Consider the following 16583-nt stretch of genomic DNA (forward strand, 5'->3'; position numbering starts at 1 on the left):
ATTCAACGTGCGCAGTGGCAATCGTAATACCGCGCTCACGCTCTTCGGGAGCATTGTCGATCTGGTCGAACGCCTTGAATTCGGCCTGACCCTTACCGGCCAATACCTTCGTGATAGCGGCGGTCAACGTGGTCTTGCCGTGGTCAACGTGACCTATCGTGCCGATGTTTACATGCGGTTTGTTACGCTCGAATTTAGCCTTCGCCATGATAACAGGCCCTCCTCAAAAAGTGTTGTTAGCTTGATTAACCTTTTACTTTTGCAACTATATCGTCTGCAACCGACTTAGGCACCGGTTCGTAATGATCGAATGTCATGGTGTAGGTGGCGCGGCCCTGGGTAGCGGAGCGCAGGTCAGTGGAGTAGCCGAACATGGATGCCAGCGGTACCATGGCGGTCACGACCTGGGCGCCGGCACGGGAATCCATACCCATGATGCGTCCACGCTTGGAGTTGAGGTCGCCGATAACATCACCCATGTACTCTTCGGGGACAACGACCTCCACCGACATAATCGGCTCAAGAATGATGGGACCAGCCTTGGCGCAGCCCTCTTTAAAGCCCATGGAACCGGCGATCTTAAAGGCCATTTCCGAGGAGTCGACCTCGTGGTAGGAACCGTCGACCAAAGTGATCTTGACGTCCACGACCGGGAAACCAGCAAGGACACCGTTATCGGTTGCCTCTAAAACGCCTTTGCCAACGGCAGGGATGTATTCGCGGGGCACAACGCCACCCTTGATGGCATCGACAAACTCAAAACCCTTGCCCGCTTCCTGAGGCTCGATTTCCAGCCAGACATCGCCGTACTGACCGCGGCCACCGGACTGGCGAACAAACTTGCCTTGGACCTTGACCTTCTTGGTAACGGTTTCGCGGTAGGCAACCTGGGGTTTACCCACGTTGGCCTCGACCTTGAACTCACGCATCAGGCGGTCTACGATGATCTCGAGATGCAGCTCGCCCATGCCGGAGATGATGGTCTGACCGGTTTCCTCGTCGGTTTTAACACGGAAGGAAGGGTCTTCGCTGGCGAGCTTGGCGAGACTGACGCCCAGCTTTTCCTGATCGGCCTTGGTCTTGGGCTCGATGGCGATGGAGATAACCGGCTCAGGGAACTCGATGGACTCAAGAATAACCTGCTTGTCCTCATTGCAGAGGGTGTCGCCGGTAGTGGTATATTTCAGGCCGACTGCGGCGGCGATATCGCCGGCGTAGACCTCTTTGATCTCTTCACGCTTGTTGGCGTGCATCTTCAGGATACGGCCAAGGCGCTCCTTCTTGCCTTTGGTCGAGTTGTAGATGTACGATCCGGCGGTAACCACGCCGGAGTAAACGCGGAAGAAGGTCAACTGGCCGACGAAGGGGTCGGTCATAATCTTGAAGCCCAGGGCGGAAAACGGCTCGCTGTCCGCAGCCTTACGCTCTACCTCTTCACCGCTGTCCACATCGACGCCCTTGATGGCGGGAATATCCAGCGGAGAAGGCATGTAGTCCACAACCGCGTCAAGCAGGTTCTGCACGCCTTTGTTTTTGAAAGATGAGCCACAGATGACCGGGCAGATCTGGATGTTGATGGTGCAAGAACGGATGGCGGCCTTGATCTCGGCCTCGCTCAGCTCTTCGCCGCCCAGATATTTCTCCATGAGCACGTCGTCGTGGCTGGAGATCTCTTCGATCATCTTCTCACGATATTCCTTGGCCTCTTCAAGCAGCTCGGCCGGAATTTCTTCCTCGTGGAATTTAGCACCCAGGGCTTCCTCTTCCCAGATGATGGCCTTCATGGTGACCAGGTCAATGACACCTTTGAAATGCTCTTCCTTGCCGACCGGAAGCTGAATCGGAATCGGATTGGCCTTGAGCCGATCCTTGATCATCTGCACACCGCGGAAGAAGTCCGCGCCGACACGATCCATCTTGTTGATGAAGGCGATACGGGGCACATGATACTTGTCAGCCTGACGCCAAACCGTTTCAGACTGGGGCTCAACGCCACCGACCGAGCAAAAAACCGCCACGGCACCATCAAGAACACGAAGGGAACGCTCGACCTCAATGGTGAAGTCCACATGGCCCGGGGTGTCGATGATATTTATATGGCAATCCTTCCATGCACAGGTGGTTGCAGCAGAGGTGATCGTAATGCCACGCTCCTGCTCCTGCTCCATCCAGTCCATGGTGGCAGTACCCTCGTGCACTTCACCAATTTTGTGCGAAACACCGGTATAGTAAAGGATACGCTCGGTCGTCGTCGTTTTGCCGGCGTCAATGTGAGCCATAATCCCGATATTTCTATAATTTTCAAGTGGCGATAAGCGGGGCACAAAATCCTCCAAAAAGTAATACTACCTGATAATTACCAACGATAATGGGCGAAAGCGCGGTTGGCCTCAGCCATCTTATGAACATCCTCACGCTTCTTGACGGCGGCGCCCCTGTTGTTGTAGGCGTCGAGAATCTCGCCGGCCAGCTTGTCCTTCATGGTCTTTTCGCTGCGAGCGGTCGAATACTTGATCAACCAGCGCATAGCCAAAGACATGCGACGGTCCGGACGAACCTCGATGGGCACCTGATAGGTGGAACCACCAACACGGCGCGACTTAACTTCCAGCATCGGCTTGATGTTATCAAGGCTCTTTTTGAGCACCTTGATAGCCTCTTCGTTGCTCCGCTCGGCAACCAACTCAAGCGCACCATACAGAATCGACTCGGCAACGCTTTTCTTGCCGCCCAGCATCAGCGTGTTGATAAGCTTGGCAACGACCTTGTCACTGTATTTAGGGTCCGGCAGGATAATTCTCTTGGGTACTTCTCTTCTTCTTGGCATATCTATCCCCTCAGCAAATCAGGTCAAATATCTATTTCGGCCGCTTGGCCCCATACTTGGAGCGACTCTTTTTACGGTCCTTCACGCCAACCGAGTCAAGAGTACCACGAACGATGTGATAACGAACACCTGGAAGGTCCTTGACCCTGCCGCCACGAATCAGGACAACGGAGTGCTCCTGAAGATTGTGGCCAACACCCGGGATATATGAGGTAACCTCAATCCCGTTGGTCAGACGAACCCTGGCAACCTTACGAAGAGCCGAGTTCGGCTTCTTCGGGGTAGTCGTATAAACCCTCGTGCAAACACCACGCTTCTGAGGACAGCACTTCAGCGCAGGCGCCGTCGACTTGTCCTTTTTCTTTTCCCTGCCCTCACGAATCAACTGATTAATCGTTGGCATAGTCGCATTATTCTCCCAGCGCAAAAATATCCAGACACATAGATTCACCCCATCAAGAGGCGAATTGCGAAACTAACAAATTTTAAATGCCACTGTCAACCCAATTATGCCCGCTTTTCAAAAAACAGGACACAACACACAAGCAAAGACGCCTGTGCAGTCGACAAGCAAAATACATACTAATGGTTTTGGTATCGAGTCGCCAATCCAGCGCGCGTGACAATAAGCGAAAGGGAATGGAATAGGTGTAGGGTCGGAATTTACCGACAGCTCCATTCATGGCTATTGCGCTGAACCCAGTTACATGGGCGAACTCAAATGGTCCGTATATTTACAACATTCAGAGGGTGTCTGTCAACTAAAAAAAAACAATTTCTTTATTTATTTTGGCCTGGGGGGAGGGAGGCATAACCGGCATGCCGCCCTCCCCGTTCAACCACAATACTATCAAACAGTTACGCAGCTTCCTGTTCATCCTCAGCCGCATCAAGCGCTTGCTCTTCCTGTTGCGACGCCTCCTGCATCTGTGCATCTGCCTGCAGGCGGAGATGGCGATAGCGCGCCAGTCCCGTTCCTGCCGGGATGAGGCGGCCCATGATGACGTTTTCCTTCAGGCCGCGCAGGTAGTCGACCTTCCCTTCAATGGCGGCCTGGGTAAGAACCTTGGTCGTTTCCTGGAAGGAAGCCGCCGAGATGAACGACTCGGTGGAGAGCGATGCCTTGGTAATGCCTAACAGCAGCGGTTCGGCGATGGCCGGACGTTTGCCCTCCGTAAAGACCTTTTCGTTTTCGTCTTCAAAGACCCAGCGCTCCACCTGATCATCAACCAGCAGGTTGGTGTCGCCGACCTCTTTGATACGCACCCGCCGCAACATCTGGCGCACGATGGTCTCGATATGCTTGTCGTTGATCTTGACGCCCTGGAGGCGGTAGACCTCCTGGACTTCGTCCACCAGGTACTTGGCCAGCTCCTTGACGCCGAGCACGCGAAGAATATCGTGGGGGTTCGAAGAACCGTCCATGAGCGCCTCACCGGCACGCACATGATCTCCTTCGTGGACGCTGATGTGCTTGCCTTTGGGGATCAGGTATTCCTTCGGTTCGCCGACCTCGGGAGTAACGACAACCTTACGTTTGCCCTTGGCATCCTTGCCGAAGGTAACCCGCCCGTCGATCTCGGAGATAACCGCGAAGTCCTTGGGCTTGCGCGCCTCGAACAACTCGGCGACGCGCGGCAGACCACCGGTAATATCCTTGGTCTTGGTCGTCTCGCGGGGGATCTTGGCGATGATGTCGCCGGCGCTGACCAGAGCATCTTCCTGGACGTAGATATTGGCGCCCACCGGCAGGAAGTAGCGGCCGATAGTCCCGCTGCCGTCGCCGGCAGTGTCCTTGATGGCGATACGCGGACGCTTGTCCGTATCTTTGGTTTCGATGATGACCTTGCGGGAGAGACCGGTGACTTCGTCCAGTTGCTCCTCGATGGTGACGCCTTCCTGAATATCGCCGAACTTGACCTTACCGGCCACCTCAGTGAGGATCGGCATGGTGTAGGGGTCCCACTCAGCCAACGTGGCGCCCTGTTGTACGGCTCCGCCCGGGGCGATCCTGATCTTGGCGCCGTACACGACCGTGTATTTCTCGCGTTCGCGGCCGGTTTCGTCGATAACGGCGATCTCACCGTTACGGTTCATGACGATATGATGTCCTTCGTTGTTCACAACCGAATTGACGTTGATGAACTTGAGCGAACCATCGGTGCGGGCCTCCAGGGAGGTCTGCTCGGCATGACGGGAAGCGGTACCACCGATATGGAAGGTACGCATGGTCAGCTGGGTACCCGGCTCGCCGATGGACTGGGCGGCAATGACGCCGACCGCCTCGCCCATGTTGACGATATGGCCGCGGGCCAAGTCGCGCCCGTAACATTTGGCGCAAATACCCCGGCGGCTCTGACAGGTAAGCACGGAACGGATCTTGACCTTCTCCAGGCCTGCGTCCTCGATCCGATTGACCAGGCTTTCGTCGATCTCCTGGTTGGCCTCCACCAGCACGTCGCCCGTAACCGGGTCCAAAATATCGTCCAGGGCCACGCGCCCCAGGATACGGTCACCGATATGCTCGATAACCTCGCCTCCCTCGGTCAGGGATGACACGATCAGGCCGTCCAGAGTGCCGCAGTCGTCCTCGGTAATGATGGCGTCCTGGGCAACATCCACCAGACGGCGGGTCAGGTAACCGGAGTTGGCGGTTTTGAGCGCCGTATCGGCCAAACCTTTGCGGGCACCGTGGGTCGAGATGAAATACTGGAGAACCGTCAGGCCCTCGCGGAAGTTGGCGGTAATGGGGGTTTCGATGATCTCGCCGGAAGGCTTGGCCATCAAACCACGCATACCGGCCAACTGGCGAATCTGCTGGGCGGAACCACGGGCACCCGAATCGGCCATCATATGGATGGCGTTGAAAGATGCCTCCTTGATCTCTTCCCCGTCGACGATGAAGTTTTCCTTGGAGAGGTTGTCCAGCATCTCCTTGGCGATGTCTTCAGTCGCTTTGGCCCAGATGTCGATAACCTTGTTGTAGCGTTCGCCGTCGGTGATCAGACCTTCGGTGTACTGGTTCTGAATCTCCTTGACCTCATCCTCGGCCTTGGTGATGATGGCAGCCTTCCCTTCCGGGATGACCATGTCGTCCAGACAGATGGAGATGCCGGCCAGGTTGGCGTAGCGGAAACCGATCTCCTTGAGGCGGTCGGCAAGGATAACGGTCTCCTTGCTGTCGGCCAGACGGTAACAGGTATCCACCAGATTGGACAGTTCCTTCTTGTTGAGCACCTTGTTGATCGCGCTGAACGGCACTTGGGGCGGCAGAATCTCCCGCATGATGACCCGCCCGATGGTGGTATCGATCAATTGCGGTTTTTCGTCGCTCACAAAGTTTTTCATCCGCACGCGAACCTTGGCCTGCATATCGACCTCACCGGCATCAAAAGCGATGCGCACCTCGTCGGGCGACGAGAAGATCTTGCCGGTCCCCTTGACCTTGCGGTAGATCATCTTGCCGGTGGCCGGATCGATCTTGGCGCGGCCGGTCTCGTCGTCGGGATCGGGCTCGTACAGGCGATCGCGGGTCATGTAATAGGCGCCGAGAACCATGTCCTGCGACGGAACGATGATCGGCTTGCCATGTGCCGGCGACAGGATGTTGTTGGTGGACATCATCAGGACGCGGGCCTCTACCTGGCTCTCGATGGAGAGGGGGAGATGCACAGCCATCTGGTCACCGTCGAAGTCGGCGTTGAAAGCGGTACAGACCAGCGGGTGCAGTTGAATGGCCTTGCCCTCGATGAGTACCGGTTCAAATGCCTGGATGCCGAGGCGGTGCAGGGTCGGGGCGCGGTTGAGCATCACCGGGTGTTCCTTGATGACCTCCTCCAGCACGTCCCACACCTCGGGGCGCTCCTTCTCCACCATCTTCTTGGCGCTCTTGATGGTGGTGACATAGCCGCGTTCTTCCAGCTTGTTATAGATAAAGGGTTTGAACAACTCCAGGGCCATCTTCTTCGGCAGGCCGCACTGGTGCAGCCGCAGTTCCGGGCCGACGACGATAACCGAACGGCCGGAATAGTCGACGCGCTTACCCAAGAGATTCTGGCGGAAACGGCCCGACTTGCCCTTGAGCATGTCGGACAGGGATTTCAGAGGACGTTTGTTGGGGCCGGCAATGGCGCGGCCACGGCGGCCGTTGTCGAACAGCGCGTCCACCGCTTCCTGGAGCATCCTCTTCTCGTTGCGGATGATCACCTCCGGCGCCTGCAATTCGCAGAGGCGCTTGAGGCGGTTGTTACGGTTGATAACCCTGCGGTACAGGTCGTTCAGGTCGGAGGTGGCGAACCGTCCGCCATCCAGCGGCACCAGGGGGCGCAGTTCCGGCGGAAGAACCGGGATGCATTCCAGGATCATCCATTCCGGCTTGTTGCCCGAGGACTTGAACGCCTCCACCACCTTGAGGCGCTTGGCGGTCTTTTTACGTTTTGCTTCGCTGGTGGACTCCATCATCTCGGAACGGAGCGACACCGCCAGTTCGTCCAGATCGAGCGAGCGGAGGCAGTTGCGGATGGCCTCGGCCCCCATGCCGCCTTCGAAGGCGTCGGTGCCGTATTCCTGCTGGGCCTTGATGTATTTTTCCTCCGACATCACCTCGCAGAACTGCATCGGCGTATTCTTGGGATCGCTGATGACGAACGCCTCGAAATACAGGACCTTCTCAAGGTCCTTGAGGGTGATGTCCAGCAGGTTGCCGATACGGGACGGCAACGACTTGAGGAACCAGATATGGGCCACCGGGGTGGCGAGGTCGATATGACCCAGCCGCTCCCGGCGCACCTTGGAGGGGATGACCTCAACGCCGCACTTTTCGCAGATGATGCCGCGATGTTTCATGCGCTTGTACTTGCCGCAGTTGCACTCGTAGTCCTTGGTGGGACCAAAGATTTTGGCGCAGAACAGACCGTCCCGCTCCGGTTTGAAGGTGCGGTAATTGATCGTTTCCGGCTTCTTGACCTCGCCGTGGGAACGCTCCCGAATCTTCTCGGGTGACGACACCGATATCCGTATAGCTGAAAAGTGGAGTGGATCTTTTGGTTTATCGAAAAAACTGAAATAATCTTCCACGTTGCTCTCCTCCGTTATTCTGAAGCTCCGCGACGACGCCGGGCCGGCTGTCTACGAAGGTCTCTGTAATTATTCCTCGTCCCCTTCAAGCAGTTCCACGTCAAGACAGAGGGATTGGAGTTCCTTGATGAGGACGTTGAAGGATTCCGGCAAGCCCGGTTCAAGGGTGTGTTTGCCCTTGACGATGGCTTCATACATCCGCGTGCGGCCGGAGACATCATCCGACTTGACCGTAAGGAATTCCTGGAGCGCATAGGAAGCGCCGTAGGCCTCCATTGCCCAGACTTCCATCTCACCCAGTCTCTGCCCGCCGAACTGAGCCTTGCCACCCAGCGGTTGCTGGGTAACCAAACTGTAGGGTCCGATGGACCGGGCGTGGATCTTATCGTCAACCAAGTGATGCAGTTTTAGGAAGTACATCACGCCGACAGTTACCTTATGCTTGAACGGGTCGCCGGTGCGGCCGTCGAAGAGTGTTACCTGGCCGGAAGAATGGAACCCGGCCTTTTTCAGCATCCCCTTGATCTTATTCTCCGAAGCGCCCTCGAAGACCGGCGACGCCATGGGGATACCCCGTTGGAGGCGGCGGCAGACCTTCAGCAACTCTTCCTGGTCAAGGGTATCGATGAAGTGGGTGAAATCCGTGTCGTCGTACACGTCCCTGAGATATGCCTTCAGATTGTCCTCAGAGAGGTGTTTCTGAAGCATCTCCTCAATCTTCCAGCCTATGCCCTTGGCTGCCCATCCCAGATGGGTTTCGATGATCTGGCCGACGTTCATACGGGAAGGAACGCCCAGGGGGTTGAGAACGATCTCCACCGGCCGGCCATCTTCCATATACGGCATATCCTCTTCGGGCAGGATGCGGGAAACGACACCTTTGTTACCGTGGCGACCGGCCATCTTGTCACCGACCTGCAGCTTGCGCTTGATGGCGATGTAGACCTTGACCATCTTGATCACGCCCGGCGGCAGATCGTCGCCACGTTTGAGCTTCTGTATCTTATCGTCAAAGACGTTGTGAATCAGGTCGATCTGGCGGTTCAAGGTATCCAGTACCTGGCTTACCTTCTCATCCGTATCCCCTTCGTCGCTGACGGAGATGCCTGCCCAGCGCTCCATCGACACACCGTCGAGGGTTTCTTCGGTGATCTTCTTGCCCTTGGCCAGGATCAGCATCCCCTCCCCGTCTTCAAGCTTGACCGCCAGGGTCTTGCCCACCAGGAGGCGTTTGAGCTTGCCGACTGCCGAATCGCGGATGATGCGGATCTCGTCCTGCTCATCCTTGCGGAGCTTGTTCTCCTCCGCCTTCTCGATCAGTTCGGTACGGGCATCCTTGTCGTTCCCCTTGCGGGAGAAGATCTTGGCGCCGATGACGGTCCCTTCCACACCCGGGGGTACGGTCAGGGAGGTATCACGGACATCGCCGGCTTTTTCGCCGAAGATGGCGCGCAGTAGTTTTTCCTCGGGAGAGAGCTGGGTTTCGCCCTTGGGGGTGATCTTGCCCACCAGGATGTCACCCGGCCGCACCTCGGCACCAATGCGGATAATGCCGGATTCGTCCAGATCCTGGAGGGTTTCTTCACCCAGGTTGGGGATATCGGCAGTGATCTCCTCCTTACCCAGCTTGGTATCGCGGGCGACGCATTCAAACTCTTCAATATGGATCGAGGTGTAGCGGTCCTCTTTCACCATCTTCTCGGAGACCAGGATGGAGTCTTCGTAGTTGTAGCCGCCCCACGGCATGAAAGCCACGACGATGTTCTGTCCCAAGGCCAGTTCGCCCATGTCTGTGGAAGGGCCGTCGGCGATGACGTCACCACGCTTTATCTTATCCCCCACCTTGACCACCGGCCTGTTATTGATGCAGGTGTTCTGGTTGGAGCGGGCAAACTTGATCATATTGTAGATATCGACGCCGGTGCCGGTTTCATCGAGCTCATCGTCATCGATCTTGATGACGATGCGGGAGGCGTCGACCGATTCCACCTCACCCTTATGGCGGGCAATGACGGAGACCCCGGAGTCCTTGGCCACGATCCGTTCCATGCCGGTGCCGACCAGGGGAGAATCGGCCCGCAGCAGCGGCACTGCCTGACGCTGCATGTTGGAACCCATCAGAGCGCGGTTGGCGTCGTCGTTTTCCAGAAACGGAATCAACGCGGCGGCGACCGACACCAACTGTTTGGGAGCCACGTCCATCAGCTCGATCTCTTCCCGATGCACCAGGATGAACTCGCCGCTCTTACGGGCCGTGACATAGTCGTTGACGAAACGGCCGTTTTTGTCCACCTCGGCGTTGGCCTGGGCGATGGCATGCCCTTCCTCCTCCAACGCGGAGAAGAAACGGACCTCGCTCGTCAGCTTGCTGTCCTCAACGATGCGGTACGGGGTTTCCACAAAACCGTGCTCGTTGATGCGGGCATAGGTGGAGAGGGACGCGATCAGGCCGATGTTCGGGCCTTCAGGCGTTTCGATCGGGCAGACGCGGCCGTAGTGGGTCGGGTGAACGTCGCGGACTTCGAAGCCGGCACGCTCACGGGTCAGGCCGCCTGGTCCGAGGGCCGAAAGACGGCGCTTGTGGGTAACCTCGGACAGCGGGTTCGTCTGGTCCATGAACTGGGAGAGCTGGGACGAACCGAAGAACTCCTTGACCACGGCCGAAACCGGTTTGGAGTTGATCAGGTCGTGGGGCATGAGGTTTTCCACCTCTTGCAGGCTCATGCGCTCCTTGATGGCGCGTTCCATGCGCACCAGGCCGATGCGGTACTGGTTCTCCAGAAGTTCGCCCACGGCGCGCACGCGGCGGTTGCCAAGGTGGTCGATATCGTCGATGGTACCGCGGCCGTTTTTCAGGTCGATCAGGTAACGGACGATCTCCAGAATGTCATTCTTGGACGACGCGGCGATGAGGTCGGCGTACAGATCCTCGAAAAGCATCCGGTTGCGGCGCAGAATCTCGATGGCACGGCGGTTTTCGTCAAACACGCCCTGATCGATCAGTTCGGACAGCTTGACGGTCGCTGCGCTGAGGGCCAGGGGGGCGAAAACATCCTTCTGGAAGAAGTCGTGGTCCTTGAAGAGGTTGTTGAACTCCTGAACCAGCTGCTCCGCCAGCTTTTCGGGCACCGGCTGAGAGAGGTCGCACTTCTTGAGCGCCTTGACCAGTTCCGCGGGGAGTTTCATCATCAGGTACTGGGAGAACGGGTCCTCACCCTTGGCAAGACGGGACACAAGCTCTTGGGGATTCAGGAAGTCTTCAACGGTCAGCATGCTGGGGGCGTTGAGAACCGTACAATCCGGCCACACCTTCAGGCCAAGCTTGTAATTCAGCTTGAGGCGTCCCACGGCGGACAGATCGTACCGTTCCGGGTTGAAGAACAGGTTGTCGAACAGCGCCAGGGAACTCTTCAGGGTTGGCGGATCGCCCGGACGCAGGCGGCGGTATATTTCGATCAGAGCTTCATCGGTGCTGCTCACCTTGTCGATCAGCAGGGTGTCGCGAAACGACGAGGTGATGTGCAGGTTATCGATGAAGAGCACCCTGAAACTATGAACGCCCCGGGCCACGATCTCGTCGAATTTGGCGGCGGTCACTTCCTCGTTGCACTCCACGAGGATTTCGCCGGTGGCAGGGTCGATAACGTCCGCCGATGCATAACGGCCGATGACGCCGTCAGCGGCAACCGGAACGGTTTTGATGCCGTGCTCGAACAGCTTCTTGATGGAGGCCTTGGTGTATTTGCGGTTGGCCTTGACGATTACCTCGCCGTTTTTGGGGTCAACCACATCCACCGTGGACTTCTGCAGGGTGAGCAGCTCGGGATCGATACTCTTGGAGAGGGACTCGCCGTTGACGAAAATCTCTTCACTGTTGTAGTAATAGTTGAGAAGCTGCTCAACTGAATAGCCGAGTGCTTTGAGCAGTACCGTTGCCGGCATCTTGCGCCGACGGTCGATACGCACATAGAGAATGTCTTTATGATCAAACTCGAAATCAAGCCATGATCCGCGGTACGGGATCACCCTTGCCGAGTAGAGAACTTTGCCGCTGGAGTGGGTCTTGCCCTTGTCGTGATCGTAAAAAACGCCGGGGGAGCGGTGCAACTGGCTGACAATGACACGCTCCGTGCCGTTGATGATGAACGTCCCGTTATCGGTCATCAACGGAATTTCGCCGAAGTAGACCTCCTGCTCCTTGATATCCTTGATCGCCCTGACGCCGGTTTCCTTGCCGGATTCCCAGATGACCAGGCGCACCTTGACCTTCATGGGCGCAGCAAAGGTCATCCCGCGTTGATGACACTCTTCCACATCATATTTCGGCTTGTTGAGGGTATAGGAAACGTACTCCAGCGACGCACTTTCGCTGAAGTCCTTGATGGGGAACACGCTTCTGAAAACGGCTTCGAGGCCGATGCTTTTCCGGGATTCGGGTGAAACCTCCTGTTGCAGGAAACGGTGGTAGGAGTTTTTTTGTATGTCAATCAGATTGGGAATATCAATGATATTTTTAATCTTGGCAAAGTTTTTACGCAACAAGTGGTTATTGGCGATCGAATAAGCCATAGCTTCTCCTTTGGCGAGTATCATCAAGACATCCGGACAACATGCAACCAGCCGGATTTACAGACTACCAGAACGGGAGGGGATTTGCTGAAACAGCACAAGCCAAGGCCGCTCAAGGCGACCTTGGCTTACATTTCTATAAAAGTACGGCGTACTATTTGATCTCTACTTCGGCGCCGGCTTCAACCAGCTGTTTTTTGGCTTCTTCGGCTTCCTGCTTGGAAACGCCGGTTTTCACGGTGCCGGGAGCGCCGTCAACCAGGTCTTTGGCTTCTTTCAGACCGAGGCTGGTCAGTGCGCGGACAACCTTGATGACATTGATCTTGTTGGCGCCGGCAGCCTTGAGAACAACGTCGAATTCGGTTTTCTCTTCAGCAGGCTCAGCGGAGGCAGCAGGGCCGGCAGCAGCGGCAACGGCAACCGGAGCGGCAGCGGACACGCCGAATTTGTCTTCGAGTTCTTTAACAAGTTCGGAAAGTTCCAGAACGGTCATGTTTTCGATAAAGCTGATTACTTCTTCCTTGGTGATAGCCATGTAAATAGTCCTCCGATAGGTTTATTGTAGCGTAGTGGTGAATAGAGTGGTTAGTTTCCGGCTTTCTGGGCGCGAATGGCGTCCAGGGCGCGAACCAGTGAGCTCGGCAGTGCCGCGAGCACGCCAACAAAGTTGGTGGCGGGCGCCTGCATGGAACCCAGCATCTTGGCGATGAGAACTTCACGCGAGGGCAGTTCTGCCAATGCCTGGATCTGTTTCACATCCAGCAATTTACCGGAAAGAACGCCGGCCTTCAGGACAAATTTGCCCAGAGGGTCCTTGGCGAATTTGCTGAGCACCTTGGCGGCGCTGACCGGATCGTCATACGTGATGGCGACGGCGGTCGGTCCTGCCAGGTAGGGGCTAAGCGGTTCGGCTTCCGTACCCTTGGCGGCAAGGTCGAGCAGGGTATTCTTGAATACCTTGTACTCAACAGATGCGCCGCGCAATTCGTTACGAAGGCTGGTGGCCTGTCCCACGCTCATGCCGCGGAAATCGGCCAAAAAAACCGCCTTGGCTCGTGTGAGCCGCTCATGCATCTCGGTTACCAGTTCCTGCTTGCTATTTTTGTTCAAGCGACTTCCTCCTTTCTTTTGGTATCTGGGGCGAAGCCCCGGCCAAAGTCAGGAAGCGCAAGGAGTGAACCTTACGTTACCCAAGTCTCGGCAGGTCCGGCCACATCACCGGATTAAGCTGTGCGTGCACCTGCTGTCTTTGACTTTGGCTGCTAAACCGCTACAGCGGGACGACTAGATCTGTGCCGTCACTTCACTGATATCGAGGTTAATCCCGGCCCCCATGGTGGAGGAGAGGGAAATCTTCTTGATATAGGTGCCTTTGGCGGCGGAAGGCTTGGCCTTGACCAGAGCTTCGATGAGCGCCAGCACATTGCCTTTGAGGCTTTCGGCGTCGAAGGAAACCTTCCCTACCGGGGCGTGGACGATACCGGCCTTCTCGACGCGGAACTCGACCTTACCGGCCTTGCACTCTTTTACCGCTTTCCCGATCTCGAACGTGACGGTGCCGACCTTGGGGTTCGGCATCAGGCCGCGGGGACCGAGCAGCTTGCCGATCTTGCCGACGACGCCCATCATGTCCGGTGTGGCAATGGCGGTGTCGAACTCAAACCACCCCGCCTGGATCTTCGCCACCAGGTCGTCGGAACCGACGTAGTCTGCGCCTGCATCAAGGGCCTCTTTTTCCTTTTCCCCTTTGGCAAACACGAGAACACGCACATTCTTACCCAGACCATTGGGCAACACAACCGCCCCACGGACCATCTGATCGGCATGGCGAGGATCAACGCCCAGCTTCACAGCGAGATCGACGGTTTCGTCAAATTTGACATAGGCGGTTTGCTTGACAACATCAAGGGCAGCCCCAAGGGGATACACCTTGGTTCTGTCTATCTGAGACATCGCCGCCGCATGCTTTTTCCCGTTCTTCGACATGATACAACCTCTCTCTGGTTCTTTTAAATATATAAACCCGTGACTAGACGATATCGACGCCCATGGAGCGGGCAGTCCCTTCAACGGTTCTCATGGCGGCTTCCACGGAAGCGGCGTTGAGGTCCGGCATCTTCTTTTTGGCGATTTCTTCGACCTGCGCCTTGGTCAGCTTGCCGACTTTGGTCTTATTGGGAACGGCGGAACCGCTCGCAATGCCCAGAGCCTTCTTGATCAGGACAGGGACCGGAGGCGTCTTGGTGATGAACGTGAAGGAACGGTCGGCATAGACCGTGATGACAACCGGAGTAATGGTGCCCTCATCCGCCTGGGTCTTGGCGTTGAACGCCTTGCAGAATTCCATGATGTTGACGCCGTGCTGGCCAAGCGCCGGCCCGATGGGAGGTGAGGGATTAGCCTTGCCAGCGGGTACCTGCAGCTTGATATAACCTGTGATCTTCTTTGCCATTATGGTGCTCCTTTGTGTGACAAATGCCGTTTCTCTATTATGACGCTTGTTCGCGGATTAATTCTTTTCCACCTGCATGAATTCCAGCTCGACCGGGGTCGCCCGGCCGAAAATCGTAACCGTAACGCGCAACTTGCCCTTGTCCGGCTTGACGTCTTCGACGATACCGGAGAAATTGAGGAAAGGACCATCGACGACCCTGACGGTCTCGCCGACTTCAAACTGCACCTTCGGCCGCGGTTTCTCGGCGCCCTCTTCCATCCGGCGGGAAATCTTGTTCACTTCTTCATCACTGATGGGAAACGGCGTATTGCCACCAACAAAGCCGGTAACCTTGGCTGTTTCCTTGACGATGTGCCACGTCTCGTCGGTCAACTCCATCTTGACGAGGATATACCCGGGAAAAAACTTGCGGGAAGAGGTCTTCTTTTCACCTTTTTTCAATTCAACGACGGTTTCGGAAGGGATCAGAATCTCTTCGAAAAGTTCCTCCACGCCCTCGTTCTTTATGCGCTCAGTCAGGTTCAGCCTGACTTTATTTTCAAAACCTGAATAGGTGTGAACCCCGTACCACTTTTTGGACATAATAAATCCTTTATCCCAGTATAAGCCGCATCAGCTTGGCCAGGACGATATCGCAAGCCCCCAGGTAAATCGAGATAAGAAAGATGATGACCACCACAACTCCGGTTGTGGCCACAGTTTCCTTACGGGTTGGCCAGGTAACCTTACCCAGCTCAATCTTAACCGATTCGAGAAATGTTTTTACGTTTTGCACGTGAGCTCCTGTCGTGACCGACAAACCGTCTTTGGTGTCACGCCACTTTCGGTGGCGCCTTCCCGCTTGCTGAACGCTGATGGGAAAAATGGCAGGCCAGGAGGGATTCGAACCCCCAACATCCGGTTTTGGAGACCGGCGCTCTAGCCGTTAGAGCTACTGGCCTGCACGCCCGAAAAAACAACGATTATTTGGATTCCTTGTGAGGAGTGTGTTTACGGCAAAAACGGCAGTATTTGCTGAACTCGAGTTTTTCAGGCTTGGTTCTCTTGTTTTTGGTGGTTGTGTAATTCTTTTGCTTACACTCGGTACAGGAAAGGGTAATTATGTCTCTCATTTGACTATTCCTTTAACAGTGACGCCGCTGCGGCCAAAGATGACCGCAGCGGCGTTCGGAAAATTATTCAATAATCGAGCTGACGACGCCGGCGCCAACGGTACGGCCACCTTCGCGGATGGCGAAACGCAAACCTTCGTCCATGGCGATCGGGGTGATCAGTTTCACGGTCATGGCAACGTTGTCGCCAGGCATGACCATCTCAATACCAGCAGGAAGTTCGGCTACGCCGGTCACGTCCGTGGTGCGGAAGTAGAACTGGGGACGGTACCCGTTGAAGAACGGGGTATGACGACCACCCTCTTCCTTGGTCAGAACGTAGGCTTCGGCCTTGAACTTGGTGTGCGGAGTGATGCTGCCCGGCTTGGCAAGTACCTGGCCGCGCTCGATGTCTTCACGCTTGACACCGCGCAGCAGGGCGCCGATGTTGTCGCCGGCACGACCTTCGTCCAGCAGCTTGCGGAACATCTCAACGCCGGTTACCGTGGTCTTGGCGGTGGCTTTGATGCCGACGATCTCGACCTCTTCGCCGACCTTGACGATA

General features: G+C 56.2%; 14 protein-coding genes and 1 tRNA gene. All 15 read right to left on the minus strand.

The features are described from left to right. A partial coding sequence (locus F6V25_RS16695; protein WP_246167081.1) for a GTP-binding protein occupies positions 1-208 on the minus strand: 208 nt, incomplete at its 3' end. A 37-nt stretch (positions 209-245) separates the two neighbouring features. Further along, positions 246-2324, minus strand: coding sequence for an elongation factor G (fusA, locus tag F6V25_RS16700; RefSeq protein ID WP_151129738.1), 2079 nt, complete (start codon positions 2322-2324; stop codon positions 246-248). Positions 2325-2356: 32 nt separating this feature from the next. Next, positions 2357-2827: a 30S ribosomal protein S7 gene (gene rpsG / locus F6V25_RS16705; RefSeq protein ID WP_151129739.1), complete on the minus strand. Its 471-nt coding sequence runs from the start codon at positions 2825-2827 to the stop codon at positions 2357-2359. A 31-nt stretch (positions 2828-2858) separates the two neighbouring features. After that, positions 2859-3230, minus strand: coding sequence for a 30S ribosomal protein S12 (gene rpsL, locus F6V25_RS16710; RefSeq protein WP_149209888.1), 372 nt, complete (start codon positions 3228-3230; stop codon positions 2859-2861). Positions 3231-3685: 455 nt separating this feature from the next. Next, positions 3686-7903: a DNA-directed RNA polymerase subunit beta' gene (rpoC, locus tag F6V25_RS16715; protein WP_151129740.1), complete on the minus strand. Its 4218-nt coding sequence runs from the start codon at positions 7901-7903 to the stop codon at positions 3686-3688. Between the two features lie 69 nt (positions 7904-7972). Then, positions 7973-12472 (minus strand): DNA-directed RNA polymerase subunit beta, encoded by a 4500-nt coding sequence (gene rpoB / locus F6V25_RS16720; protein WP_151129741.1) that lies wholly within the window; start codon positions 12470-12472, stop codon positions 7973-7975. 154 nt (positions 12473-12626) lie between these two features. Then, a complete protein-coding gene (gene rplL, locus F6V25_RS16725; RefSeq protein WP_149310011.1) occupies positions 12627-13007 on the minus strand; it encodes a 50S ribosomal protein L7/L12 in 381 nt (126 codons plus the stop codon). 50 nt (positions 13008-13057) lie between these two features. Continuing rightward, entirely contained in the window at positions 13058-13582 is a 525-nt protein-coding gene (gene rplJ / locus F6V25_RS16730) for a 50S ribosomal protein L10 (RefSeq protein WP_149310013.1), read from the minus strand. A gap of 174 nt (positions 13583-13756) precedes the next feature. Continuing rightward, positions 13757-14458: a 50S ribosomal protein L1 gene (gene rplA, locus F6V25_RS16735; protein ID WP_151129742.1), complete on the minus strand. Its 702-nt coding sequence runs from the start codon at positions 14456-14458 to the stop codon at positions 13757-13759. 43 nt (positions 14459-14501) lie between these two features. Beyond that, entirely contained in the window at positions 14502-14924 is a 423-nt protein-coding gene (rplK, locus tag F6V25_RS16740; RefSeq protein WP_149209882.1) for a 50S ribosomal protein L11, read from the minus strand. Positions 14925-14981: 57 nt separating this feature from the next. Beyond that, positions 14982-15509: a transcription termination/antitermination protein NusG gene (gene nusG, locus F6V25_RS16745; protein ID WP_149310017.1), complete on the minus strand. Its 528-nt coding sequence runs from the start codon at positions 15507-15509 to the stop codon at positions 14982-14984. A 10-nt stretch (positions 15510-15519) separates the two neighbouring features. Further along, a complete protein-coding gene (gene secE, locus F6V25_RS16750; protein WP_149209880.1) occupies positions 15520-15702 on the minus strand; it encodes a preprotein translocase subunit SecE in 183 nt (60 codons plus the stop codon). A gap of 89 nt (positions 15703-15791) precedes the next feature. Beyond that, a tRNA-Trp gene (locus tag F6V25_RS16755) sits at positions 15792-15868 on the minus strand. Between the two features lie 21 nt (positions 15869-15889). Then, on the minus strand, positions 15890-16039 hold the full coding sequence (gene rpmG / locus F6V25_RS16760) for a 50S ribosomal protein L33 (RefSeq protein ID WP_149209879.1): 150 nt from the start codon (positions 16037-16039) through the stop codon (positions 15890-15892). A gap of 63 nt (positions 16040-16102) precedes the next feature. After that, a partial coding sequence (locus F6V25_RS16765; RefSeq protein ID WP_246167082.1) for an EF-Tu C-terminal domain-related protein occupies positions 16103-16583 on the minus strand: 481 nt, incomplete at its 5' end.

The sequence above is a fragment of the Oryzomonas japonica genome (assembly GCF_008802365.1).
Classification (GTDB): Bacteria; Desulfobacterota; Desulfuromonadia; order Geobacterales; family Pseudopelobacteraceae; genus Oryzomonas; species Oryzomonas japonica.

Coding starts and splice junctions, on each gene's coding strand:
- nusG (WP_149310017.1), bottom strand. CDS start 15,509: ATGTCCAAAAAGTGGTACGGGGTTCACACCTATTCAGGTTTTGAAAAT.
- rpmG (WP_149209879.1), bottom strand. CDS start 16,039: ATGAGAGACATAATTACCCTTTCCTGTACCGAGTGTAAGCAAAAGAAT.
- rpsG (WP_151129739.1), bottom strand. CDS start 2,827: ATGCCAAGAAGAAGAGAAGTACCCAAGAGAATTATCCTGCCGGACCCT.
- rpsL (WP_149209888.1), bottom strand. CDS start 3,230: ATGCCAACGATTAATCAGTTGATTCGTGAGGGCAGGGAAAAGAAAAAG.
- rplK (WP_149209882.1), bottom strand. CDS start 14,924: ATGGCAAAGAAGATCACAGGTTATATCAAGCTGCAGGTACCCGCTGGC.
- rplL (WP_149310011.1), bottom strand. CDS start 13,007: ATGGCTATCACCAAGGAAGAAGTAATCAGCTTTATCGAAAACATGACC.
- rplA (WP_151129742.1), bottom strand. CDS start 14,458: ATGTCGAAGAACGGGAAAAAGCATGCGGCGGCGATGTCTCAGATAGAC.
- rpoB (WP_151129741.1), bottom strand. CDS start 12,472: ATGGCTTATTCGATCGCCAATAACCACTTGTTGCGTAAAAACTTTGCC.